Source organism: Lysinibacillus telephonicus (assembly GCF_039654155.1).
Taxonomy (GTDB): Bacteria; Bacillota; Bacilli; order Bacillales_A; family Planococcaceae; genus Ureibacillus; species Ureibacillus telephonicus.
The window spans coordinates 1,683,340-1,708,094 of the sequence record NZ_CP155468.1 but is presented as its reverse complement, the minus strand read 5'-3'; the positions used below and the strand labels follow the sequence as shown (position 1 = coordinate 1,708,094).

The window sequence follows — 24,755 nt, the reverse complement described above, 5'->3', positions numbered from 1 at the left end:
ATTATCCTGTCACTTTCGACAAAGATGTCCACACAAGGACAGTACTTTAATTAGTGTTTTATATATAGTAGATGTATTTGAGCGGGCTAAGGGCCAACACGATGTTGGTCATGGGAGTGATGTCTCATGGATGCGACGTCTTCCCTCCCCTCACAAGCCGCGAAAGCCATGTTGTACATGTCCTACTCGAATATCAGGATTAATCTAAAAGTGGTTCTATGTCAAATGTTGGGGTGAAGTGATATTACACGGCACCCCGATTATCCTAAATGAACCCCAATTTTCTTATATAAATTATTTAATAAAATTTTCGCTTTAAAGTGTTCATAGCTTCTAAAACCATAAGCATTGCGCTTCAAAACTTTTGATTTATTATTAATTCCTTCTAAAAAACCATTTGAATATCCAAAACTTAAACTATTTAAAATTTCAACTTGCCAATTTTTTAGCGTTTGAATAGCCTTTAAAAATGCCGGAATATTTGCTTCTTCTACCTTTCGGTAAAAGGCTTCTAATCTTTTTTTTATTTCTATCAAATCATTTGAAGTTTTTGCCCAATCAAACCATTCGCAGTAAGCTTCTTTTAATTCATAGGCTTGCTTTAGTTCCTTCGACATTCCTATGTAACGATTTAAGTACCAACGATTCGTTTCTGTTAACTTATCAAATCGTTTATATAGTACGTGACGCATTTTCTTACATTTCTTTCGATCATATGCATGCCATTCTTTTTGAACATTTCGACGTACTTCATCTAGTGCCCAGTAAATATAACGACAATAATGAAAGCGATCCGCAATAATAATCGGGCGATTTAACGCCTTCCTAACTGCTGCTTTAAAGCTTGGATTCATGTCCATAACCACAATTTCTACATCTGCACCGTATTTCATCAAGTAATCCTTAATGGTTTCTTTTCTACGATTTGGTAAAATATCAATTGGTTCATGTGTTTCCGCATTGGCAATAATTAATTGATAAGTTCCCGCATCGGTATCTGCTTTATATTCATCAATCGCGATACATTTTGGTAAATGAACCCCTTCATTTAATTGTTCCTTTACTACTTCTTTAAAGCGACGAATCACTGTTGAGCTTGATGTACCAAGTACTTCAGCTGCTTCTTTAAATGTTTTTGCCTTTATTGAACGGATTCGTACAACTTGATTCCATTCTTTCGAGAAACGTTGATATTTATCCACGAAAGGGGATTTTTCTGAAAAACGTTTCCCACATTGGCATACATAACGACGACGTTTATAAAAAAGGACGGTTAATCGTTCAAACCATTTTAAATGATTAATTTTTTGAATTCGATAATCATGGACTTTTGATGTTATATTCTTGCATGCTGGACATTGATGTTCTTTTTTTGGTATGGAAACGTGTAGAACAATACGTTCCCCCATCTCCTCCACCTTATGAACAGTTACACCTTTTAATCCTGGAATATTCATGTTAAAATTCATTTGCACGTATCACCTTTCATTGCTTGTTTCTCGACAATTCAAGTATATAGAAATCGGTGATTACGTGCTTTTTTATTTATGAAATTTTTTCAAACCCCAACAAATATTATAGAGCCCTAAAAGTAAAATACTTCTGTTTAAATTATGATTTACAAAACTAAAAAACCCTAGTAAGTATTTAAACTCACTAGGGCAAAATATTTTAATTTTATTTTTCTTCTTTAGATGGTTCATACATAAAAATAGGATCATTATTATCATCCACTGTATATGGCAATGAGTAAGCAGGGACAACAGGATATGCTTCGATTAAATAGTTTCGAATATCCTCGCCAGGAGTAGGTGTCAAATTATTTTCCTTTAAAAAAATATTTAAATCGATCGAGTAATCGACATAAATGTCTCCTTCTGTCGAAACAACTAATGGAAGTTCATTATTTGTATATGGACTCGGTACAGTTAAGTCATTTTTATATCCGATTTTCTCGAAATCAATTGAGTAGACATAATCCGCAATTTGTTCTTTAAATGTAGGATATTGTGTTCCGATAAACCGAATATTTAATTCTCGAATTTTCTCTGCTGAGCGTAAATCTACTAGCTTTACTGTCGGGTTTTCCTCAGCATCCCAAATAATATATTGGAATATACCACCCTTTTCAAAAGAGTTGGCAGGTGGGTTGGCCATATATTTTGGTACTAGTTTTTCAAAGTCAATCGGGTACTTTATAAAAATATCTGTTTCCATATCTCGAGTTTTGATTGGTAGTACACCTGTTTCAGCTTGAAATTCTTCAACTGCTTTTTGAACTGCGGCTAATTGAACATCATCTGGAATTTCGTTACCTGCCATCTCTTCCTCAGGAAATAGACATCCAGATAATAGGACTGTTGTTAAAGCGAATATGAAAATCAAGCCCCATTTTCTTTTCATTTATTTTTTCACCTCATTAAATGCCCACGTTTATATTTATCTACTTTATATTTATTGCAAGAAAGTTAATTTGGCCATGTAAAGACAACAAGAACCATTAGTATTGAACCAATTGTAAATAAGGCGAAGGCAATTAGTCGTATAATGAACGATAAAAATCCGTTTTTTACCCATTTGCGTACTGCTGAAACGATTAGAACTGATATTAACATTGCTCCTATTGAATAAAAAGAAACCCACATAACATCTAAAGCATGCATACTAGCAAGTGGTCCTCTTGCTGATGCGAGTACTAATTGTTCCATTGAAAATAATGGATTTTGCAAATCAAAAACCACCTTTCAAACTCCGTTATGTATAAGAAAGCGCAAGAACCCAATTTAAAGTATTGATGTGATTCGAGGGGCTGGGCGCTGGTCAAAATTTAATACTTTTCCATTCAGTAACAATAGGAGGTACAAGTTCATACCTCCTCTTTTTTCTTGCAAGCTAAAAATGTTTCTACTTTAAAGTAAATTATCAATTTCTCGCTTTTTCATTCGAATCATTAATTCATCTACTGCGACTTTTGGTTCTTTATGATTAAATAGAACATTGTAAAGTTCTGTTGTTATCGGCATAGGGACATCATATTTTTCTGATAATTGATATGCCGCCTTTGTTGTTCTTACTCCCTCTACAACCATTCCCATTTGCTCAAGAACCTCGTCTAATTTCAACCCTTTGCCAAGCATATTGCCTGCTCTCCAGTTGCGAGAATGGACACTTGTACACGTAACGATTAAATCACCCATTCCTGTTAAACCTGAGAAAGTAAATGGGTTTCCACCCATTTTTACACCTAAACGCGAAATCTCCGCTAAACCTCTTGTAATTAGAGCTGCTTTAGCATTATCTCCATAATTTAAACCATCTGAAATTCCTGCAGCTAATGCAATGACATTTTTTAATGCTCCGCCAAGCTCAACTCCAACAACATCATTATTTGTATAAACACGGAAATAACCATTCATAAATAAATCTTGTACTTTTTCCGCAGCCTTTAAATTTTCACAAGCCGCAGTAATTGTAGTTGGGTGGCCCTGTACAACCTCTTCTGCATGGCTAGGACCTGATAAAACAACGATATCCTCAATGACATCAGGTGAAAGACTTTGTTCCAATATTTCTGAAATACGTAATAAAGAATCAGGTTCTATTCCTTTTGATACATGAACAAATAAGATTTTCTTATCTAGAAAGCTCATCATTTTTTCACATACTTCTCGAATAGCCTTTGTAGGTACTGCCACAACAATGGTCTTTGAATGATGGACTGCCTCTTCTAAGTTGCTTGTAGCTACAAGTAGATTAGGCAATTTTATGTCTGGCAAATACCTATTATTTGTTCGTTGTTCATTAATTTCTTCTGCCTGGTCTTCACGATGTGTCCAAACTAAAGTATTATGTCCGTTCTCAGCTAAAACAATTGCTAAAGCTGTTCCCCAGGACCCTGCACCTAATACCGTTACATTTTCCACTTAAATTTCCCCCTTAATTCGATTATTCACGAGCTCGCGCAATTAAACGAATTGGCGTACCTTCAAAATCAAACGTTTCACGAATACGATTCTCGAGGAAACGTTCATAAGAGAAATGCATTAGTTCAGGATCGTTTACAAATGTAACGAAAGTAGGTGGTTTAACTGCAACTTGTGTTGTGTAGTAAATACGCAAACGTCGACCTTTGTCTGTCGGAGCAGGGTTTCGGGCGATGGCATCTTCAATGACCTCATTTAAAATTGATGATTGAATACGCATTGCATGGTTTTCACTTACACGCTGTACAATTGATAAAATCTGATGTACCCGTTGTTTTGTTTTAGCTGAAACAAAAATAATCGGGGCATAATCTAAAAATAAAAAATGCTCTCTTATTTGTTGTGTATAATGGTTCATTGTCTTTTCATCTTTTTCAACTGCATCCCATTTATTCACAACGATAATAACGGCTTTTCCAGCTTCATGAGCATACCCAGCTATTTTTTTATCTTGCTCTTGAATACCTTCTTCTCCATTTAATACAACTAAGACAACATCGGAACGTTCAATCGCTCTCAATGCTCTTAATACAGAATACTTTTCAGTGGATTCATAAACTTTCCCTTTTTTCCGCATTCCGGCTGTATCAATGATGACATATTCTTGTCCATCATAGGAATATGGAGTATCGATTGCGTCGCGAGTTGTACCCGCAACATCACTTACAATTACACGTTCTTGTCCTAGAAACGCATTTACTAACGAAGATTTCCCAACATTCGGACGACCAATTAAACAGAACTTTATCGTATCATCAGAATATTGAGGCTCGCCTTCTTTTGGAAAATGCTTTGCACATTCATCCAGCAAATCCCCCAGCCCTAAACCATGAGAACCTGATATAGGGAATGGATCTCCAAATCCTAATGAATAGAAATCATACATCATTTCGCGCATATCCGGATTATCAATTTTATTTACAGCAAGCACAACAGGTTTCTTTGTTTTATATAAGATTTTTGCTACTTGTTCATCCGCTAATGTTACACCTTCCCGTCCATTTGTCATAAAGATAATGACATCAGCTTCTTCAATAGCAATCTCTGCTTGCGCACGAATTTGCTCTAAAAATGGTTCATCTCCTATTTCGATTCCACCTGTATCAATAATGTTAAATTCATGTGTTAACCAATCTGCCGAACTATAGATGCGGTCACGTGTTACACCTGGAATATCTTCCACGATTGATACGCGTTCTCCAACAATACGATTAAATATTGTTGATTTTCCAACGTTCGGACGACCTACGATGGCGATTACTGGTTTTGTCATCTGTACTTCATCCTTCCAAATTCTTATCTTTTGTATTATACACGAAATTGCAATTTATATCATATTTTCACTTCATATTCGGTATTTCATGCGTTTTAGTGTTCACAATATTGATGAACAAATAAAAAACCCATGCTTTTTATAAGCATAAATGACTCAAAACTCGTATAAGGCCTAAAATTGTATAGCTAGGGGATAACATAATATTGGTCTTGGGAGTGATGTCGCATGGACGTGACGTTCTCGCTCCACACACAAGCCGCAGAGCTACATTGTGTCTCTATGATTTGTCTTTGGGACCAACACGACGTTGGTCTTGGTGACAATCCACACGATGCAATGTTTTTGTCACCATCATTGTGTAAGGCCCGCTCATGATAGAGCGTTGCTTGTTTACTGCTGTAAGACTATAAAAAATTTATGAAAAAAACAAAGACAAACTCAATCTAAACTTGAGTTTGTCTTCATAAGCTTGTATTTATGCAAGTATTTATATTAGTTATTCGTAAAACCTTTTAGTTTATCTCCAATAACATCACTGAATGAAAATCCCGTGTTTTCTTCTGGCAATTCATAATCGAACTCTTCTTCCTTCTCAGGATTGTTTTGAAGTTCTTTTATACTAAGTGAAAGACGTTTGTCTTCTGCATTGACATCTAAAACCTTTACTTCAACTTGCTGTCCTTCTTTTAATACTTCATGAGGCGTATTAATATGCTTGTGCGAAATTTGTGAAATATGCACTAAACCTTCAATGTTAGGGAATACTTCAACGAAGGCACCGAAAGAAACTAAGCGTTTTACAGTTCCTGTTAGCACCGATCCTTTTGAAACACGATCTTCAATGTTTGACCAAGGACCTGGTAATGTGTCTTTTATTGATAAAGAAATTCGTTCATTTTCAGGGTCAACTGATAATACTTTCACTTTTACAGACTGCCCTTCAGAAAGAACTGTACTAACATCTTCCACATGCTCATGTGATACTTGCGAAATATGAACTAGTCCATCAACTCCACCGATATCTACAAATGCCCCAAACGGTGCAAGTCGCTGAACAGTACCATCTAGTACATCTCCGGCGTGGATTTCTTCAAAGATTTTTTTCTTATTATTTGTTTTTTGTTCTTCAATTACAGCACGGTGAGATAAAATTAAGCGGCCTTTCTCTTTATCCAATTCTGTAATTTTAAATGACAATGTTTTTCCTTTATAATCTTCAAAATCTTCAACAAAATAATCTTCCACTAATGATGCAGGAACGAAGCCACGTACGCCTAAATCAACAACTAGGCCACCTTTCACAACATCCTTTACTTCTGCTTCAAAAATTTCACCTGAGGCAAATTGTGCTTCGAGCTTATCCCATGCTCTAAGCGCGTCAACTTTGCGTTTTGATAAAACAAAGTTTTCCTCCTCCACTTTCGTGATCATTAGTTCTAGCTCATCACCAACTGAAACAACGTCAGACGCTTTTTCAATATGCAAGCTAGAAAGTTCACTGATTGGGACAATACCATCGAAAGGTGCACCTTCTATAGTAACTGTTACTGCTTTGTCATCAACTTGTGCAGCAACACCCTTCACAATATCTCCTTCACGAAATTCTTGGTTTGATCCTAAGTTCATTTCTTCAGACATATGTAACCCTCCTTCGCATCTTCCAATTTCTATTTTATTCGAAATTGTTCACAAAAACAAAAAATTTTCCTTTAATATCAAAAATTTCATATTATTTTGATGAAAACGCTAAAAAAGAACAGCTTATATCATCTTTTGATTAGCTAATTGCAAAATTTCATTTGCAGCTTCTTCAATTGATAAGTTTGTTGTATCAAGGTAAATTGCATCTTCCGCCTGGATTAGCGGAGATGCTTCTCTCTCGCTATCTAATTTATCACGGAGTGCAATTTCTTCCTGCAGCTTTTCAATCGTTGAAGGAATCCCTCGTTTTTCATTATCGATAAACCTTCTTCTTGCTCTTTCTTCTACAGAAGCTGACATAAATATTTTAAGCTCTGCATCTTTTAATACATGTGTTGCAATATCTCGTCCATCCATCACAATTCCGCCGTTTGCAGCAAGCTCTTGCTGTTTTGCAACTAGAATTTCACGAATATTAGCATGAGCAGCAACCTGACTTACATTTGCTGTTACTTCATTAGAACGGATCGCTTGCGTAACTTCTTCTCCGTCTATAAATACAAGTTGTCCATTTTGAGAAGGTTTTAAAATAATTGAAGTATTCAATACCATTTTTTCTAAAGATTCTGCATCACTTAATTCTATGTCCTGTTTCAGCGCTTTATACGTAACAGCTCGATACATTGCTCCAGTATCGATATATGTGAAGCCTAAATTTTCTGCTACAATTTTAGCAATCGTACTTTTCCCTGCACCTGCTGGGCCATCGATTGCGATTTGAATTTTTTTAACCATGAAAAATCCCTACTTTCCTTGCACATTGTACCATACTTGACCGCTAATTGCTGTTATGAACGATAATAAAAAAGGAGCCGTCCGAAAGTAATTTTTTGGACGACTCCTTGCTCAAAAGGCAGTAATTTAACGCAACAATAGTAAACCTATTCCTTCTATGACGACAATACAGGTTAAGAATATCGTAGAACTTTAAGCATACACTTATTTACTGCAATAAGGGGGAAATCCAGAAAAATTTACCTACTAAACATCCCTTATTCATCTTATTGCATCAATTTTTCGTCGTATCATTAGCTGGCGTTCAAAGCAAAAGCGTACAATATATTGCTTATCAATATCATCCGTATCTACAAATTGAATTGAAGCAAATTTACGGTTGTCCTTTTCAAAAATTCGAATAACGGTCGCTTCCGTCTTTACATATTGGATATCACCATTTGAAAATGGCAATACAATTGTTAAGAGTATTTGATCCCCATCTTTAAACGGGGGATCAGATTTTAAAATAAGCGCAATACCACCAGCGCTTATATCTTCAGTGATAAATTGATAATAATTATTTTTGAATTCAACTGATACATCTACTGGAGTGCTAACTCGCACAAATTCACGTCTTTGAATTTTTACGAATTCTTCTTCAGGCGGACATGATAGCATAATCGTTGGAATGTTTCCCATTTTACGTCCTAATACTTCAGTATTAAACGCATATGTTATCTTATCACCCGTAATAAATGTAGCACGGAATTGAGCACCATCCACTAAAAAAGCGGTCTTTTTTGTAACTGTATTTATTGGATAATCAATAAATAGAATATTGCCATCCTGCTCGACAACTTTACAATGAAAAAATTCTACACGGTCTGTATAAGTTGGTTCTAAAGTTAATGGAGTCCCGATTTTTAGTTCCATAAGTCTCGCCTCGCACAATAATGATACATTTATTATTGCACGAAACGTTTGTTTTTTCTATACGTATAACATTTTTTTGAAATTAAGCCATATATTCTACTTTTACAACGTCATGAGTTTCAGCATCTACTACGATTCTAAATGTATCATCTATACCATTGTCAAAATGTGCGATTACTTGATAGCATTTTCTTAATTGTAATGCCTCATTTTCTGTGTAAATTAATTTTTCATCTTCTACTAAAGTTCCTGGTCGGAAGAATGTTTCCCAATCAATTGGAATTACTTTTTGGTTTTCATCTATGTTTTCTTTTTGAACGTATTCCATTGCATTTAGCCCAAGTAGCTCCCCACTATCTTTAGATAGTTTTAATTGAACGCCATCTGGATACACAAGTGCTTTATCCTCTCCGGCAACTCTCGCTAATGCGATATGCCAAGCTTCATGATTTTCACGCATTTCAACAATTTGCAAATCATTATAACCAGCTCGTTTTAAAAGTTTATTTGAAATATCTTTTATTTGCTGCTGATTAACATTTCTTTCTTCTGAAATAGGTCGTTCAGATAAAAATGATAATATGTGGCCGCCCTTTACTGTAATATCTGCATACCCAATGCGGCTTCCTTTGACAAATTGGATATGATAGAAAGGATAAGGTGCATCATCTTTACTTGTCGATACAGTATAGGTTGCGTCTTTTACTCCAGGTACAATTAACTCTAATTTTTCAATTGCTTCATCCTTTGTAATTTCTTTATCATTTAGATTTTTTAAATCCCTTTTCTTTTGCCAATCCGATTCACTTGCAGTTAAAGGAAAATCCGTTTCAGAGTAAGATTTTAGGTTTGAGGCAACATTTTTAAATGGAGAATCCTTAGTTTCTTTAGTGGCAACCTGAGACCATTTTGAAAAATCCCCATCATTTTGATAGAAGTTTGATGTCGCCACAGTCCATTCATCAGATAGTGTCTCTAAATTTTTATGGACACCTTCCATTTTTTTATGCCACGTCTCATAATTCCCACTATCGGCAGTAGCTTTTGCTTCTTGACCTATTTTGCCGACATATCGCAGCCATTCATTTGTTATTTCGTTGTTTAACGGCAAACTGCTAATGGAAGAGCGGAACTCATTACTTGTTCGCCAAATGTTATCAAGTTCTTTCTCAAGGGCTTGTTGATCCTGAAACAATAACGATTGAGAAACAGACTGTTGAAGTGTCGATAATTTTTCTGATGCATTTGTTAAAGAATTTGTATATTGCCCATAAATTGCCTGTTCAAGCTGATCATTTCTTTGTTTTGAATCGTATGCATATAATCCAAGAGCTAATACTGCAATTGAAAGTAAATAGATAGCACTTTTCATGTTGTCCCTCCTTTAATAGCAGAAAATATGTTCACCGATTTGTTTAATTTGTGGTCTCGACCAAATCCATGCACTCGTCGCAGTATCTGGGTTAAAGTAGTACAATGCATTTTCAGATGGATCCCAACCATTCATAGCATCCAGTACTGCTTGTTTTGCTCTTTCGTTTGGTGTTAACCAAATTTGCCCATCTGCAACCGCTGTAAAAGCTCTTGGTTGGAAAATAATTTCAGAAATAGTGTTTGGAAAATCTGGTGACTCAAGACGATTCAATATAACAGCAGCAACTGCGACTTGTCCTTCATAAGGTTCACCACGTGCTTCCCCGTAAACTGCATTTGCCATTAATTGCAAATCACGTTCCGTATATTTTGGAGGCAATTGAACGGTAGAATTATTATTAGTACCTTGACCACCGCCACCTCCACCACCTCCTCCGCCGGCTTTTGTTTGATTAGCGAGAGGTGTTCCACCATAATGAGTAAATCGGTTGCCTTGTGAAATTTGTTGCATAACCCAATCTCTATGATATTGACTTGCATTTACTAATTTTTCTTTTGTGCCTGTTCCAACAACTCCATCAACATCAAGACCATATTTTTCTTGGAAATTTCTTACTGCCCAATAAGTTCCATAACCAAAAATACCGTCAATTTTACCTTTATAGAAGCCAATCCACTGCAACCTTGCCTGCAATTCGATGACATCATCTCCAAATGCACCTCTTTCAATCACTTGACTTGAAAATGCTAAAGTTTCATTTTGTTTTACTACAGCAAAAGTTCCAAACAATAAAATGATTGACATAAAGATACTTCTTACCATTTATTTCACTCCTTTCTCATAGCATGTAAAAAACAAAAACTTTTATACGTTAGTCATTTAGAAAAACATAACTTGTACAAAATAGTGCAAGTTCATGCCTTTTGTTATGAGGATTACCTTGTAAAATAAAAAAGCTTTTATTTTCACAAAAGATGAAAATAAAAGCTTTTTAAATTTTATTTTGCTCAAACAAATGCTGAACTAAATGTTGATGGGCTAATTTTACTTTTCGCAATGCAAACCACCATAAAAAAAGCATAAATGGAGCAATTAAGTATACCCAATATCCTTTAAAAGTTAAAATAGAGTTGTAAATAAGATGGAGCAAGATTGGAGCAAACAATGATAATAGTAAATATTCTATTTCTTTATCATTCTTTGCAAATTTACTTTTCCCATAATAATAGCCCATTACAACACCGAATAAGGCATGACTTGAGACTGGCAAAACAGCCCTTATAAATGCCGTATTAATGCCGAAAGATAATAAATACAAGACATTCTCAACTGTTGCAAATCCTAATGAAACACTTGCACCATAGAGTATTCCATCATATGGATCATCGAATTCAATATGCTTAAAGATCACTACAAATATTACTAGCCATTTAAAAAATTCCTCGAGTCCACTTGAAAATAGGACATCTCTTATAAAAGAATTTGAAAATGTACCTTCAGCTTGTAGTACATGTTGAATAAACATAATCGGGAAAGTGATTAGAGCACCATATATAAATGATTGAAATAAAGTTTTTCTTGGTTCAGTTGACATTTGATTGCGCAAATAAAAATAACTTAAAAGCGCTAAGCCTGGGGCAACCGCTGCAGATAATAAAATAAACATTGGTTACGATCCTTTCGTAACAGAATTAATGTTATTATAACATTAATATAGGTAAGAGAAGATTGTTTAAAGGAGATTTTATAATGAAAAAAAGTATTTTATTAATTCATACTGGCGGAACGATTTCAATGAAAATGAACGACGACGCTGGTGCAGTCATTCCGAATGAAAAAAATGCGATTCTTGGTATAAGCGAACAACTTTCACAATTCGCAAATATAAAAGAAATTGAAGCGTTCAATTTACCATCGCCTCATATTACACCGAAAGAAATGCTTGAATTACGAAACATTATTGTAAATTATACAAATGAAAATACAGTCGATGGAATTGTGATTACACACGGAACAGATACTTTAGAAGAAACAGCATACTTTTTAGATTTAACAACTCAAAATGATTTTCCAATCGTATTGACTGGAGCAATGCGCTCTTCTAATGAATTAGGCGCGGATGGTGTTTATAATTTAGTTGAGGCGGTTCGAGTGGCATGTAGTCCAGAAGCAAGAAATAAAGGCGTCTTGGTTGTCATGAATGATGAAATTCATCAAGCATTTAATATTACGAAGACCTCTACTTCAAGTGTTAATACTTTCCAAAGTCCTCAATACGGTCCAATTGGTTTAATAACTAAAAAAATGGTACATATTCACCAGTCCCCTGTAAGAAGAAGGTATGTTGAAGTGCAATCGATTGAAAAACGTGTTGCATTGTTAAAAGTTTATGCAGGTATGGAAGGGGATATTTTAGAGGCTATTTACAATTTGCATTATGATGGTGTTGTATTAGAAGGCTTAGGCCAAGGAAATGTTCCACCGGCAGTTGTTTCAGGAATCAAAAAAATGCTTGAAGCTAATATTCCAATTATTCTAGTATCTCGTTGTTTTAATGGCATTGCAGAAGGCATTTATGGCTATGAAGGCGGTGGCAAAAGCTTAGAAGAGCTTGGTGTTATTTTTGCCACAGGTATAAGCGGACAAAAAGCGCGTTTAAAGCTGCTTATTGGTTTAAACCAACAAAATAACCCAATTGATCTAAAGGAATTTTTTAATTAAATGGGCATGTTTTTGGGAAAAGCGCTCATAAATTCTTGAAAATCGCACATAAAGATTAGGAAACCGCTCATAAACTTCGGAAAAGCGCTCATAAAGTGTAGAAAACCGCACATAAAACCGGTTCTTACCCACTATATACACTATAATCAAACAAAAAATCTGCTCACTTTTTAAAAATGAGCAGATTTCTTTTTTTAGACAGCCTCTATAGTTTCCTACAAGCAATTATTTTTTCATACAAAATGATTTGTACTTAAAACCACCTTATGTGAATGTAATGCCGCAAGTAACAATGAATCCTTTAAATGATACATATCAATTTTATTTGCCCAGTTGCTTTTTGGAATTGCTAATCCCCTTGTACAACGGCCTTCCTTAATATTCAGATTAGAAGACATCAGCCTATTTAGAAATATCTTTGGATATAAAAATCCTCCAATTGGATGCTTAACTTTTAAATTGATTAAGCATGTCAAAGGTAAATAAAGAGATTAGAAAACTCTAAAAATATTCATTTTTTTGCTCAGGTGTCTATTGACCGGGAAAGTTTACAATTTTTGATAGAAGTATAATATAATATTCTAAAAGAAACAAAGGGATGTGGTTCTAATGAATCCAAAACTAAAAGCAGTTGTTGACGCAATAGATATATACCAACTAACCTATCCGGAAGATGCCTGTATACTTATTTTTGATACCGAGAAAGTCGTTGGTTATAAAGCAGGGAAAAAAGTTGATTTAAAAATTACTATTGGCGAAACAGTGGAACAACATAAAAATACAACGAGTATACGTGCATTAAGAAGCGGAAAACCTCTTCGCGAGGAACGTGGACCTGAACTATTTGGTTTTTCTTATATCGCATCAGCTGTTCCTATTTTCGATAGAGGACAAGTGATTGGTGTGTGCACGGGCGTTATTTCTAATGATAGCATAAATGAATTACGCCTCGTATCAAACGAGTTATCTGCCTCTGTTGCTGATATGTCCGGGACAACAGAAGAGTTAACCATTGCAAGTGCAAACGTTTCAAAACAACTAGAGGAACTTTCTCAGTTGGCAGAAACTGCAACACATGACATTCAACAAATTAACTCCATTGTCACAACCGTAAAAGATATTGCACAAAAATCAAAAATTTTAGGGCTTAATGCCTCAATCGAAGCAGCACGCTCTGGTGTACATGGAAGAGGCTTTGCTATCGTAGCCAATGAAATTCAAAAAATGGCTCAAGGTAGTACCGAAAGCGCCGACACAATTACTAAAGAACTAAATAATATTAAACAATCAATTGAATATATTAATAACTCGACATCACAAATTTCTTCATTCACGCAGGAATTTACTGCTAACATGCAACATATGAGCTATACGTATACAAATCTCAACAACGTCGGTAAAAAACTAATGAAGCTGAGTAATATAAAAGAATAAAACTTGTTGTTAAATCAATTTAATGTTTATTAAACCACCATTTTATAAACAAAAAAACTAGTTACCTAAAGGTACTGACCATCATTTTTGAGACAATAAGAAAACACCCTACTTTACAGTTAGTTGACGGTATTTTACCGGCGATTGGCTGTTTAGTTTCGTTTGAATACGGATATTGTTATAATAATTTATATAGTTTTCGACGATTTGGATCACATGCGCATTCGTTGTGCGATTGATTCCGTCGAGATAGAACGTTTCAGACTTTAGCGAGGAGTGAAACGTTTCAATTGGAGAATTATCAGCGGGCGTGCCTTTACGAGACATGCTCATGGTAATTCTTTTTTCTTTTACTGCCTTTTGATAGTCATAGGACGTATATACAGAACCTTGATCGCTATGCAGGATACAGCCTTCAGGTAATTCTGGTAGCTGATTTAATGTATCTAAAACAAACTCTGTATCTTGAGTAAATCCGATTGTACGCGCTACAATCTCGCCATTAAAGACATCTAGAATACTTGAAAGATACATCATTGATTGACCAAAAGGCAAGTAGGTAATATCTGTTACTAACTTTTCAAATGGTGCTTCCGCTGTAAATTCACGATTTAATAAATTCGGTGCGACGTATGCTGGTTGTCCAGTGCTTTTACGTTTCTTCACTTTTACTCGACACTGCCAATTATATTTTTGCATTACTTTTTGTACTGTATTTTCACTTATCGGTTCTCCATAAATGCTTGTGATTTTTCGGTATCCGTATCGATATTTATGAAGTTTACACAACTCACCAATTCTCTTATCCCGAATATCTTTCTTTGTTTCAACGTTAGTATTCTTTTTCCAACGATAATAAGATGATCTACCTACCCCCAAGTGGTCACAGATTTCACCAATTGTCATGACTTCTTTTAGTTCTTCTACCAATTGCACAACTATTCTTGGCACCACTTCCTTTCCAATTCTGCGTACTTTTTTAAAACTTCAATTTGTTGCTTTAAATAACGATTCTCAGCCTTTAATTTAGCTGTTTCATTTTCATATTCTGGTCCTTTACCAAAGGTATATTGCTTTCCAACTGGCTGTTCAAGGCGATGAAGTTCTCCATTTCGATACCACTTCATCCACGTTTTTAGTTGTGTATAATTTCGAATATTCAATTCTTCTAAAACTTGATTAACAGGTATTCCTGCTAACCTCATTTCGATTGCTTTCATTTTAATTTCTACTGGATAACTAACTCTTGTTCCCATAGAAAAAACACCTCCACGTTGGATTTATAGGTTTAATACCCGTTTTTCAACGAAAGGTGTTTTTATTTGTCTCATTTTTTTAGGTCAGTGCGAAAGTCAACGCTTTGGTAGCTAGTTTTTTATTGTTTTTGTCTATTTACTCATTGATCTTATATAAAACGTAATGAGTATGATGATTAAAATGCAATAATAATTGGTTACGCCTGTGGTTTTCTTTACACTGTTCCTTCTTAGCCCACAACTATATCGTTGGAGAGGAATTCGATAATTAATTTAATTGATGGGAATAAATCTTATAAATTATTCTCTACATTATTGAAACATAATTCCTAAATAAGTGGGGAAAATTAAGATTTAAAGAGCTACGGAATTTAGAAGGAGAAAAAATAATGCGAAAATATCTTTGTTATCCTATATTGATTCTAGTGCTGACATTTGGACCATATAAAGCAATAGCAGAAGATACTAATAATTTTGCTAATATCACTACTACTTCACAAATGAAGAAGGATGACCTTTATAAAAAAATTCAAATGTTTAATGAACAGCATAAAATTAAACCGATTGATGCAAAAATTGATAGAGTGTGGAAAGCAATTCCAGGATACAATGGGCTAGAAGTAAATATTGAAGCCAGTTATAAAAAAATGAAGAAGGATGGAAAATTTAACAAAAACAAAATTGTTTATAAAGAAATTCCACCAAATATCCATTTAGAAGATTTAAATTCCGAACCAATTTATAGAGGCAATCCTCAAAAGCCAATGGTCGCATTCTTAATTAATGTGGCTTGGGGGAACGAATATATTCCAGGAATCCTCAAAGTTTTAAAGGAACATAAAATTAAGGCAACATTTTTCTTAGACGGTAGCTGGACGAAAAAGAACCCTGATTTAGCTAAGATGATTAAGGAAGCAGGCCATGAAATTGGAAACCATGCATATAGCCATCCGGATCTCCAGCAACGGTCTATGGCAGAGACAACTGAGGAATTGAAAAAAACAAATGATGTTATTGAAGAAATTTTAGGTATAAAACCGAAGTGGTTTGCTCCCCCAAGTGGAAGTTTTAATAAGACAACGATTCAGGTTGCTGAGCAGCTTAATATGAAAACAATTCTTTGGACAGTCGATACAGTAGATTGGAGAAAGCCTTCAACTTCGAAAATGGTTAGCCGAATCGTATCAAAAGTAGAGAATGGATCAATGGTCTTGATGCATCCGACAAAGCCAACCGCTGAAGGAATGGAAGCCATGATAACAGGTATTAAAGAAAAGGGATATCAATTAGGGACTGTCAGCGAACTTATGAGTGAAAAACGAATCGATTAGTTATTAATTTAACAACAGTAAAAAAGTTTTTCCTGAAGTAAGTTGTATCCTATTGTTATATCTACTTCCTTTAGACATTAGGAAAACTTCAGGATTCGGCTTTTTAAAATAATTGTACTATTATCTGAATTTTTTCACCTTACTTAGACTTAAACGAAGCTAAAACAAAAAACAAAGGAGCTGTCCTCGAAGTATGTATAACAAACTTCAGGGACAGCTTTCTTTTTTGAAAATGCTTTGTTAATTTATGAATATATCAATCTTTTACATGATAACGTCCTTTTGGAATTACTAATGGTGTATCTGACACTGGATCAGGAATAACAACACAATTTAAATCGAAAACTGATTTTACCAATTCGCTTGTTAGAACTTCTGTTGGTTTTCCTTCTGCTACAAGTTTTCCGTTTTTCACAGCAAAAATATAGTCCGCATATCGCGCTGATAAATTTATATCGTGTAATACCATCACAATTGTTGTACCATACTTACGATTTAAATTTGTTAGCAAGTCCAATATTTCTACCTGATACGTTATATCTAAAAAGGTCGTAGGTTCATCAAGAAGTAAAATATCTGTTTGCTGTGCTAGTGCCATAGCAATCCAAACTCGCTGCCTTTGACCACCTGAAAGCTCATCAATATCATGATTCGCAAATTCTGTAATATTCATAAATTCCATCGCTTCTTCGACAGCTTCATAATCTTTTTTCGACCATCCACTAAACAAAGATTGATGTGGAAATCTTCCTCGCCCGACTAAATCTGTGACTGTAATCCCATCCGGAACGATAGGAGACTGCGGAAGAAGTCCTAACATACGTGCCAATTGCTTTGGTGGGTATTTGTTAATCGCTTTCCCATCAAGTGTCACATCACCTTCAGTTGGCTTGATCAGTTTAGCCATCGTTTTTAAAAGAGTCGACTTTCCACAACCATTTGACCCTATAATGACGCTAATTTTATTTTTTGGAATCTCAATATCAATTCCATGTATAATTGTTTTATCATCATAGCCAGATACAAGACGGTCAGCTCGAAAAACATGTGTGTTGCTCATTATAATTCTCCTTTTCGGTTCATTCGAATCAGCAGATAAATTAAATATGGTGCTCCGAGCAGCCCCGTAATCACCCCTACCGGGAATCGATATTCAAATGCAAACTGTCCTATTAAATCTGCAAATAATACAAGGTTAGCACCAACTAGACCTGCCGGGAGAATATTTGACGCGCTAGCACCTACTAATCGATTGGCAATCGGTCCTGCTAAAAAGGATACAAAGGCAATTGGTCCGGTTGTTGATGTAGCAATAGCAATGATAATTACGGAACTTACGATTAAAGTAATTCTCAATTTATCAGTAGCTACACCAAGGGACGTTGCCATCTGATCTCCCAATTCCAACATGCTTAATTGTTTACCAAGGGTTAGCAGTATAGGTGTGAATACAACAACAATTAATATTAAGGGAAGTGCTTCACTCATTTTTGAGCCATTTAAACTACCGCTTAACCATCTTAGTGCTACAGCAATATCTTGTTGGGAACTTTTAAGAATCAAGTACGAAATAACTGCATCTAACATCGCCTGCATTCCAATTCCGATAATGATTAGGCGACCAATTGAAAAAGATCGCCCCCGGGATAATACGTACATGACGATGACAGTAATTAATCCCCCACCGACTGCTGCTATCGATACAACTGTATTACTTGAATGCAATACAATAATACAAAATACAGCGGCCACACTCGAACCGGATGTAATACCTAAAATATTAGGATTGGCCAAAGGGTTGCGTAACATTGTTTGGAAAATATAACCAGACACTCCGAAGGCAAATCCTGCAAATAAGCCTGTAATCATTCGGGGAAGCCGTATTGTATTGATAGCAAAATTAGCTCCTGCAATATCTTCACCCATTAATGTACGAACAACTACATTCACTGGATAAATCGTATTCCCTAATAAAAGCATCGCACAACAAAGAATGATTGCTATAATACTTAATATAGTAGTAATAAATATCCAGCGTCTTCTTCTTTGCCGCATTCCTTTTACGATAAAATTCGCATCGTCCAATTGATTTCTCATAATGACCTCACCTTCGATTTCTTAGCTAGTAAGATGAGGATTGGTGCACCAATAAAAGCTGTTACAATACCGACTTCTAGTTCTCCAGGACTTCCAAGCAATCTACCAAATACATCAGAAATAGTTAGAATAATAGCCCCAGCTAAAGCTGACATCGGAACTAAAAAACGCAAATCCGGTCCAATCACTAAACGCATCGCATGGGTGGCCAAGAGGCCGATAAAGCCTATTGGACCGGCTAAAGCAGTTGTTACGCCACATAAAATAACGCCTGCGCAAATTGCAAATACTCGCAGTACACCCGGTCGTACTCCGAGACCAGTTGCAACATCATCACCTAGTGCTAATGCATTTAATGCTGGTGCGGATATAAAGGCAATCAATACCCCAATTAATAAAAAGGGGATGAAAATGGCGACGGAATCCCATGACCCAGAGCCGACACTACCGACTTGCCAATATCTAAATTGATCCATCGCATATTGGCTTGGAATCATTATGGCTGTTACAAGTGAAGAAAGAGCTGCAGTAGTTGCAGCTCCAGCTAATACTAATTTAATTGGCGTTGCACCACCACGCCCCATAGAGCCTATTCCAAATACGAAAACTGCTGTAACAGCAGCTCCGATTAAAGCTAACCAAATGTACTGGCTTGCAGTTGTAATATTAAAAAATGTAATACCGCATACTACAAACAAAGCTGCACCTGTATTAACACCTAAAATACTAGGGTCAGCTAATGGATTACGGGTCACAGTTTGCATCAGGACACCCGCAATTCCTAGCGCTACACCACAGCACAAACTAAAAATCGTACGTGAAATTCGCTTTTGCACCACGTTTGCACCGTAAGAGTCTTGGTTTTGATAAAATAACCCATCCATTAATTCTTGGAAACTGACCACCCGAGCCCCTAATACTAGAGAAGCAATGATAGCAACGATTAATAAGATAAATCCTACTATTAAAATGAGGGAAAAATGCTTCGGTACATGTAAATCTAGTTTCTTTTTATTAGATTCGCCGGTACTATTCTTCAATTTTATCAATTGCCCCACCAATTAATTCTAAATATTCATCAATTGTATAAGCGATTGAAAGTGGGTTTGGAGTTCCAGCTGCAACTAATGGCGTATCACTGGTAATAAACGCAACTGAACCTCTTTCAACTGCTGGAATTTTCCCAAGTAAAGGATCCGCTTTAATCGTTTCGTAAAGTGCATCATCACCATAACCAACGATAATATCTGCATCAAATAAAGCTTCAACATTTTCAGCACTCAATTTTAATGAATAGCTCGATGGATCTGTAATAAGTTCAGTAACACTTTCTGGATACGTCAACCCTAATTCTTCTAAAAATGATACTCGAGAATCAATTGGAGTATAAATATGTAATTGAGATAAATCATCTGCTGAGAAATTAACCCACACTACCTTTTTCCCTTCGATTTGAGGGTAAGCACTTAATTTTTCATCAATTAAACTTTCGATATCTTTAATTAATTGTTCTCCTTCCTCTTTCATACCCATACCTTGCGCATTAAGTTCAACTTGCTCGCGCCATGTAGTAGCCCATGGTGCAGTCGGATAAGCTACAACTGGAGCAATTTGAGTTAATGTTTCGTAATCTTCTGCTGTGATGCCAGAGTATGCAGCAAGAATGACGTCCGGATTTGCATCCGAAATCGCTTCAAAATCTAAACCATCTGTATCTTGGAAAACATTCGGGTCAGTTGCTCCTAGTTCATCTAACTTTTCTTTTGTCCATGGTAATAAACCGCTATCATCCTGAACACCAAAGTTTGCAGCTGAAAAACCTACTGGTACTACACCCAGAGCTAAAGCGACATCTTGATTTCCCCATTGTATCGTCACAACTCGCTCTGGCTTAGCTTCGATAACAGCCTCCCCTAGAGCATGTTTAATTGTAATTGGATATTGGGAATCTGTTTCAGTTTCAGTTGAAGTTGCTGGCTCTTTTTCTACTTCCTCTTCTTTTGAAGACTGACCAGAGCAGCCTACTAAAGCAAAAATGGTAATTATCGTTAGCGTCAACATTAGTAAAAATGATTTTTTATTTTGCATATGTACCCTACCTATCTAAAGTTTTTGACATAACTCATTCGATTGCAAACAAAAAACAATCGATAATGATTATCATTACCGATTAATTTAAACCAATTTTAACAAACTGTCAATAATTTTGAAAATTTACCAACTAAATTACAAGATTACGATTTGCAAATAGCTTTTTAAGATGATAATACCTTCGTCATAAAAACACTATTGGGATCCTCTTTGTAATCTGAAAATGGATTACAATATTCAAACCCAAAGCTTTCGTAGAGCCTTCTAGCAGGTTCAAATGCATTCATTGAGCCTGTTTCTAAACTTAATCTAGTATAACCACGTCTCTTAGCTTCCTCAATTATGTGTTCAAGCATTCTTTTTGCAACACCTTTTCTTAAATGAGAGGTTGCTGTTCGCATTGATTTAATTTCCCCGTGTTGACGATCAAGTTCTTTAAGTGCTCCACAACCAAGTAATTCACTCCCCTCCCATGCACTCCATAAGGTAATCTCTGGTCCTTTTAATTGCTCAAGATTAAGTGCATGTATACTTTCAGGCGGAGAATTTAATGCCATTCCTAAAAGATGTTCCTTTATTAATTCAGTTATTTCGGGACCAGTCAAATCATCAATTTTAATATCCATATTGAATTAATACCTCTCTTTTTAAAAGTTTGAGTGTAAACAGCAGATAAAACTTTTCTTTCTTCGGTTGTTTTATCTCTTCAACAAACGGCTCAAAAATCCCTTGTTGAATAATGAATGATTTAATTGAGAGCAAATAAAATTCATATTCAATTAACTCCACATTTTCTATATAATTTAAATACATTCCAGAAGATTGTATCATTATGAGAAAGGTGAAAACAAAAATGGAAAACTTTTATCTATTTGTTCTAATGTGTATTTTACTAATTATATTACCAGGACCCGATACTGCCATTGTTACAAAAAATACTCTTACTGTTGGAAGACTTGGCGGTCTTAAAACAGCTTTAGGCAGTTGTTGTGGGCTTATTATCCATACCTCTGCTGCAGTATTAGGACTGTCTGCCATCATTGTGAAATCCGCTTTATTATTTTCTTTCTTTAAATACGTTGGTGCTGTTTATTTAATTTATCTAGGAGTTAAAACATTATGGTCATTGAGAACACAAAAAGAGGCAACAACCGATGATGACAATGGACTAAATCAGCTTGATAATAAATCTTGTTTTAAACAAGGGTTTCTTACAAATATCCTAAATCCTAAAGTTGCTGTATTTTTCTTAACCTTTTTACCTCAGTTTGTAGACCAAGGAAACGATACATTTATCCCATTTCTTATAATGGGAATCACTTATACTATACTAACTGTCATTTGGTTTTTACTGTATGTCTATTTAATTACTCAGATTAGTGCTTTTATGAAGAAACCTAAATCACAAAATATTATCGAAGGTCTTACAGGTTCAATATTGATAGGTTTTGGTATAAAACTTGCGTTAGAAAAGTCTCATTAAAAGCTTTGCAATATTTAAGAAAAGGCGGAGTATAGAGAACACAAAGAAAGATATAAATCTTATGTTTTTTATACTCTCAAATAATACTTTTTCAATTGATAAAATATCCACATCTGATTGTCATGGGTGTTGTTTTGTTTAAATAATTTCATTTCAAAGCCTCTTTTCTTCTCAACACACCTTCATACCAAATAAATTTTTCATAATATTTTAGTAACAAGAAACGTAATCGAGTAGAGGAAAAATAAGTTGACTTATTTTCGCCCCTCTCACAACACCGTACGTACGGGTCTCGTATACGGCGTTTCAATTTATATCACAGTGTGAACTTCTAAGTAACGTTCTAAAGCAGAGGGTATTCCCCTCTGCTTTAGTCTTTTATTAGAGATTGCTCTATGAACAACTTTCGATAATCCGATAAATCGATAACCTTTCCTACAGAATGTTAAGCCTTTGGCTTCTTCTTCGGGTATACCTAATTGGATTAGCGACCTTATCTGTCTTCTTGGTACCTTCCATTGTTTCCAAATGATTACCCTTATTCTTGAGCGTAGTTTCTTATCAATTTTACGCATAGCCGTTTTCATGTTTGCAGTTCTAAAATAATTTACCCAACCAAATATTACTTGTTTTAGTTTCAGTATTCGGTAGTCTAACGGAATGCTCCAGTTTCGTTTTGTTAGTTGTCGAAGTTTCCTTTTAAATTTCTGTACTGAAATTGGATGTGGTCGGACTTGATATTTCTTATCTTTTGAATCGTAGTAATATCCAAACCCCAAAAATTTCAAGTCTTTTGGACGAGCGATTTTACTCTTTTCTGTATTGACAATCAACCCTAATTTCTTTTCTATAAATTTCACGACTGATTCCATTACTCTGTTTGCAGCTTTCTCACTCTTCACAAAGATAAGAACGTCATCCGCATATCTCACGAATTGGAGTCCTCTATTTTCTAGTTCCTTGTCCAGTTCATTCAACATTATGTTACTTAGCAGTGGGCTAAGGTTTCCTCCTTGTGGGGTTCCAATCGGTGTTTCTTCATATTTCCCCTTTACCATGACCCCACTGACCAAGTATTTTCTTATTAAAGAAATGACATCTCCATCATCGATTGTTTTGGATATAATTCGCATGAGTTTATCATGGTTGACTGTGTCGAAAAATCTTTCAAGGTCAATGTCCACTATCCAATCATATCCATCGTTCAGAAATTCGAGGCTTTTTATGATTGCCATCTCACAACTTCTATTTGGTCTAAAACCGTAACTGTATTCACTGAACTCTTTTTCAAATATCGGACTGAGTACTTGATGAATTGCCTGTTGAACTACCCTATCCACTACTGTTGGTATTCCCAGTTTGCGCATCTTTCCATTTTCTTTTGGGATTTCCACTCGTAAGGCAGCTTGTGGTTGGTATTTTTTGGTTCTGATGCGCTGACGTAGCTCATCCTTGTTCTCTTTCAGATACTTTTTAAGTTCATCAACCGTTATTCCGTCGACTCCACCTGCACCTTTATTTTTATAGACACGTAAGTAGGCTTCATTCATATTTTGATTGCTTAGAATCTTTTCTAATAGTTGCACACTCGTTTCTCCTTTCCTCTTACGTAGTAAGTAATATCTCCATTTTGGTTATCATTTGAGATACGCTCATACTTTCACCATTAACACATTCGGAGTCCGTTACTTACGCATTTGTGGCGTTGAAACACTATAAATTGTTCAGCCCTTCATGACCAAAGGTCATTACTATGGCTTCTGCTGACTTCTTGCGACTAACCGTTTTCGACTGTAACTATGTACATCCGCAAGACCTCCCAGGGTAAGACAACTATCTTTCCTCTTTTACTCGCCTGATTTACTCTGCAAAGTTACGCACATCTTTTGGACTTTAACTTGTTATGGAGTCTTATCCCTTTGTAGAGCCTTGGTATCAGATTTCTGTTCGTCGAGCCAAGATTTTATTCCACGCTTCCTCCAGCCCTTATCTCGCGATAAGTACCTTGCGCTTCCTTAGTGGTTGGTCGATGTGTACCTCCACAGTGGACTTTCACCACCTAGATAGTTGCCATGCCTGGCACACATAAAAAAGCAAGCAACTAAATTTTAGTCGCCTGCTCACTTAACATTATTTCTTTATATTATGTGATTTTACAATGGAAATGAATAGTTTAAAGGATTTAATCCGAGGTCTTCATTTAATAACCCTTGTAACCAATTCAATTTCATCAATTTTAATTATATAATGGTTATCTTTTATAGTTGTATAAGCAAAAAGATATAAAAACTTCAAAAACAAGAACATATGTGCTATGATTTGTGTAATAGTTTGGAAACTCAAGGGTGGTTGGCTCA

At 35.5% G+C, this 24,755-nt stretch carries 22 protein-coding genes; 4 read left to right on the top strand and 18 right to left on the bottom strand.

Annotation, left to right across the window (positions count from 1 at the left end; genetic code table 11):
* Positions 1-260 precede the first annotated feature (260 nt).
* The 11 genes from MKY04_RS08055 to prsW all read right to left on the bottom strand — a co-directional run bounded on the left by MKY04_RS08055 (position 261) and on the right by prsW (position 11,651).
* Entirely contained in the window at positions 261-1,475 is a 1,215-nt protein-coding gene (locus tag MKY04_RS08055) for an ISL3 family transposase (protein ID WP_346234469.1), read from the bottom strand.
* Positions 1,476-1,677: 202 nt separating this feature from the next.
* Positions 1,678-2,403 carry a hypothetical protein gene (locus tag MKY04_RS08050; RefSeq protein ID WP_126294196.1) on the bottom strand — a complete coding sequence of 242 codons (726 nt, stop codon included), beginning with the start codon at positions 2,401-2,403 and terminating at the stop codon, positions 1,678-1,680.
* A 65-nt stretch (positions 2,404-2,468) separates the two neighbouring features.
* On the bottom strand, positions 2,469-2,729 hold the full coding sequence (locus MKY04_RS08045; protein ID WP_246020280.1) for a DUF2768 domain-containing protein: 261 nt from the start codon (positions 2,727-2,729) through the stop codon (positions 2,469-2,471).
* A gap of 180 nt (positions 2,730-2,909) precedes the next feature.
* A complete protein-coding gene (locus MKY04_RS08040) occupies positions 2,910-3,923 on the bottom strand; it encodes an NAD(P)H-dependent glycerol-3-phosphate dehydrogenase (RefSeq protein ID WP_126294197.1) in 1,014 nt (337 codons plus the stop codon).
* Between the two features lie 22 nt (positions 3,924-3,945).
* Positions 3,946-5,256, bottom strand: coding sequence for a ribosome biogenesis GTPase Der (gene der, locus MKY04_RS08035; RefSeq protein WP_126294198.1), 1,311 nt, complete (start codon positions 5,254-5,256; stop codon positions 3,946-3,948).
* Positions 5,257-5,751: 495 nt separating this feature from the next.
* Positions 5,752-6,897, bottom strand: a complete 1,146-nt coding sequence (gene rpsA / locus MKY04_RS08030) for a 30S ribosomal protein S1 (protein WP_126294199.1) — start codon at positions 6,895-6,897, stop codon at positions 5,752-5,754.
* A 123-nt stretch (positions 6,898-7,020) separates the two neighbouring features.
* Positions 7,021-7,695, bottom strand: a complete 675-nt coding sequence (gene cmk, locus MKY04_RS08025) for a (d)CMP kinase (protein WP_126294200.1) — start codon at positions 7,693-7,695, stop codon at positions 7,021-7,023.
* Between the two features lie 261 nt (positions 7,696-7,956).
* Positions 7,957-8,610 carry a flagellar brake protein gene (locus MKY04_RS08020; RefSeq protein ID WP_126295165.1) on the bottom strand — a complete coding sequence of 218 codons (654 nt, stop codon included), beginning with the start codon at positions 8,608-8,610 and terminating at the stop codon, positions 7,957-7,959.
* A gap of 82 nt (positions 8,611-8,692) precedes the next feature.
* Positions 8,693-9,982 (bottom strand): PepSY1/2 domain-containing protein, encoded by a 1,290-nt coding sequence (locus MKY04_RS08015; protein WP_126295166.1) that lies wholly within the window; start codon positions 9,980-9,982, stop codon positions 8,693-8,695.
* Between the two features lie 12 nt (positions 9,983-9,994).
* Positions 9,995-10,807 (bottom strand): spore cortex-lytic enzyme, encoded by an 813-nt coding sequence (sleB, locus tag MKY04_RS08010; RefSeq protein ID WP_126295167.1) that lies wholly within the window; start codon positions 10,805-10,807, stop codon positions 9,995-9,997.
* 169 nt (positions 10,808-10,976) lie between these two features.
* On the bottom strand, positions 10,977-11,651 hold the full coding sequence (gene prsW / locus MKY04_RS08005) for a glutamic-type intramembrane protease PrsW (protein ID WP_126295168.1): 675 nt from the start codon (positions 11,649-11,651) through the stop codon (positions 10,977-10,979).
* Between the two features lie 83 nt (positions 11,652-11,734).
* On the opposite strand from prsW, the gene MKY04_RS08000 reads away from it, so the two are divergent.
* Together MKY04_RS08000 and MKY04_RS07995 are read left to right on the top strand one after the other, a co-directional pair.
* Positions 11,735-12,706: an asparaginase gene (locus tag MKY04_RS08000; protein WP_126295169.1), complete on the top strand. Its 972-nt coding sequence runs from the start codon at positions 11,735-11,737 to the stop codon at positions 12,704-12,706.
* Between the two features lie 609 nt (positions 12,707-13,315).
* On the top strand, positions 13,316-14,140 hold the full coding sequence (locus tag MKY04_RS07995; RefSeq protein ID WP_346235602.1) for a methyl-accepting chemotaxis protein: 825 nt from the start codon (positions 13,316-13,318) through the stop codon (positions 14,138-14,140).
* 108 nt (positions 14,141-14,248) lie between these two features.
* Here the strand turns inward: MKY04_RS07995 and MKY04_RS07990 are convergent.
* Positions 14,249-15,396 (bottom strand): IS3 family transposase gene (locus tag MKY04_RS07990; RefSeq protein WP_346234690.1). Its coding sequence is split into 2 segments (ribosomal slippage): positions 14,249-15,123 and positions 15,123-15,396, totalling 1,149 coding nucleotides; the frame shifts between segments, so codons are not numbered across the junction.
* Between the two features lie 386 nt (positions 15,397-15,782).
* Between MKY04_RS07990 and MKY04_RS07985 the strand changes: the two genes are divergently transcribed.
* Entirely contained in the window at positions 15,783-16,727 is a 945-nt protein-coding gene (locus tag MKY04_RS07985) for a polysaccharide deacetylase family protein (RefSeq protein ID WP_428833903.1), read from the top strand.
* 256 nt (positions 16,728-16,983) lie between these two features.
* Here MKY04_RS07985 and MKY04_RS07980 read toward each other — a convergent pair whose 3' ends face one another.
* The 5 genes from MKY04_RS07980 to MKY04_RS07960 all read right to left on the bottom strand — a co-directional run bounded on the left by MKY04_RS07980 (position 16,984) and on the right by MKY04_RS07960 (position 21,541).
* Positions 16,984-17,787, bottom strand: a complete 804-nt coding sequence (locus tag MKY04_RS07980; protein ID WP_346235600.1) for an ABC transporter ATP-binding protein — start codon at positions 17,785-17,787, stop codon at positions 16,984-16,986.
* Positions 17,787-18,824, bottom strand: a complete 1,038-nt coding sequence (locus tag MKY04_RS07975; protein WP_346235599.1) for a FecCD family ABC transporter permease — start codon at positions 18,822-18,824, stop codon at positions 17,787-17,789. The genes MKY04_RS07980 and MKY04_RS07975 overlap by 1 nt, the downstream gene beginning before the upstream one ends.
* Complete coding sequence (locus MKY04_RS07970) at positions 18,821-19,864, bottom strand: FecCD family ABC transporter permease (RefSeq protein ID WP_126295195.1); 1,044 nt, start codon at positions 19,862-19,864, stop codon at positions 18,821-18,823. The genes MKY04_RS07975 and MKY04_RS07970 overlap by 4 nt, the downstream gene beginning before the upstream one ends.
* Positions 19,854-20,912, bottom strand: a complete 1,059-nt coding sequence (locus MKY04_RS07965; RefSeq protein ID WP_126295174.1) for an iron-siderophore ABC transporter substrate-binding protein — start codon at positions 20,910-20,912, stop codon at positions 19,854-19,856. The genes MKY04_RS07970 and MKY04_RS07965 overlap by 11 nt, the downstream gene beginning before the upstream one ends.
* Positions 20,913-21,079: 167 nt before the next feature.
* On the bottom strand, positions 21,080-21,541 hold the full coding sequence (locus tag MKY04_RS07960) for a GNAT family N-acetyltransferase (protein ID WP_126295175.1): 462 nt from the start codon (positions 21,539-21,541) through the stop codon (positions 21,080-21,082).
* Between the two features lie 227 nt (positions 21,542-21,768).
* On the opposite strand from MKY04_RS07960, the gene MKY04_RS07955 reads away from it, so the two are divergent.
* Entirely contained in the window at positions 21,769-22,398 is a 630-nt protein-coding gene (locus tag MKY04_RS07955) for a LysE family translocator (RefSeq protein WP_126295177.1), read from the top strand.
* Positions 22,399-22,709: 311 nt separating this feature from the next.
* On the opposite strand, the gene ltrA is transcribed toward MKY04_RS07955, so the two are convergent.
* A complete protein-coding gene (gene ltrA / locus MKY04_RS07950; protein ID WP_346235040.1) occupies positions 22,710-23,984 on the bottom strand; it encodes a group II intron reverse transcriptase/maturase in 1,275 nt (424 codons plus the stop codon).
* Positions 23,985-24,755 lie beyond the last annotated feature (771 nt).

Bases quoted from the DNA above. Each gene is read 5' to 3' on its own strand.
- MKY04_RS07980 (WP_346235600.1), bottom strand. From the start codon at position 17,787: ATGAGCAACACACATGTTTTTCGAGCTGACCGTCTTGTATCTGGCTAT.
- MKY04_RS07975 (WP_346235599.1), bottom strand. From the start codon at position 18,824: ATGAGAAATCAATTGGACGATGCGAATTTTATCGTAAAAGGAATGCGG.
- prsW (WP_126295168.1), bottom strand. From the start codon at position 11,651: ATGTTTATTTTATTATCTGCAGCGGTTGCCCCAGGCTTAGCGCTTTTA.
- MKY04_RS08015 (WP_126295166.1), bottom strand. From the start codon at position 9,982: ATGAAAAGTGCTATCTATTTACTTTCAATTGCAGTATTAGCTCTTGGA.
- der (WP_126294198.1), bottom strand. From the start codon at position 5,256: ATGACAAAACCAGTAATCGCCATCGTAGGTCGTCCGAACGTTGGAAAA.
- MKY04_RS08050 (WP_126294196.1), bottom strand. From the start codon at position 2,403: ATGAAAAGAAAATGGGGCTTGATTTTCATATTCGCTTTAACAACAGTC.
- MKY04_RS08020 (WP_126295165.1), bottom strand. From the start codon at position 8,610: ATGGAACTAAAAATCGGGACTCCATTAACTTTAGAACCAACTTATACA.
- MKY04_RS07960 (WP_126295175.1), bottom strand. From the start codon at position 21,541: ATGGATATTAAAATTGATGATTTGACTGGTCCCGAAATAACTGAATTA.
- MKY04_RS08000 (WP_126295169.1), top strand. From the start codon at position 11,735: ATGAAAAAAAGTATTTTATTAATTCATACTGGCGGAACGATTTCAATG.
- MKY04_RS07955 (WP_126295177.1), top strand. From the start codon at position 21,769: ATGGAAAACTTTTATCTATTTGTTCTAATGTGTATTTTACTAATTATA.
- MKY04_RS07965 (WP_126295174.1), bottom strand. From the start codon at position 20,912: ATGCAAAATAAAAAATCATTTTTACTAATGTTGACGCTAACGATAATT.
- MKY04_RS07995 (WP_346235602.1), top strand. From the start codon at position 13,316: ATGAATCCAAAACTAAAAGCAGTTGTTGACGCAATAGATATATACCAA.
- sleB (WP_126295167.1), bottom strand. From the start codon at position 10,807: ATGGTAAGAAGTATCTTTATGTCAATCATTTTATTGTTTGGAACTTTT.
- rpsA (WP_126294199.1), bottom strand. From the start codon at position 6,897: ATGTCTGAAGAAATGAACTTAGGATCAAACCAAGAATTTCGTGAAGGA.
- cmk (WP_126294200.1), bottom strand. From the start codon at position 7,695: ATGGTTAAAAAAATTCAAATCGCAATCGATGGCCCAGCAGGTGCAGGG.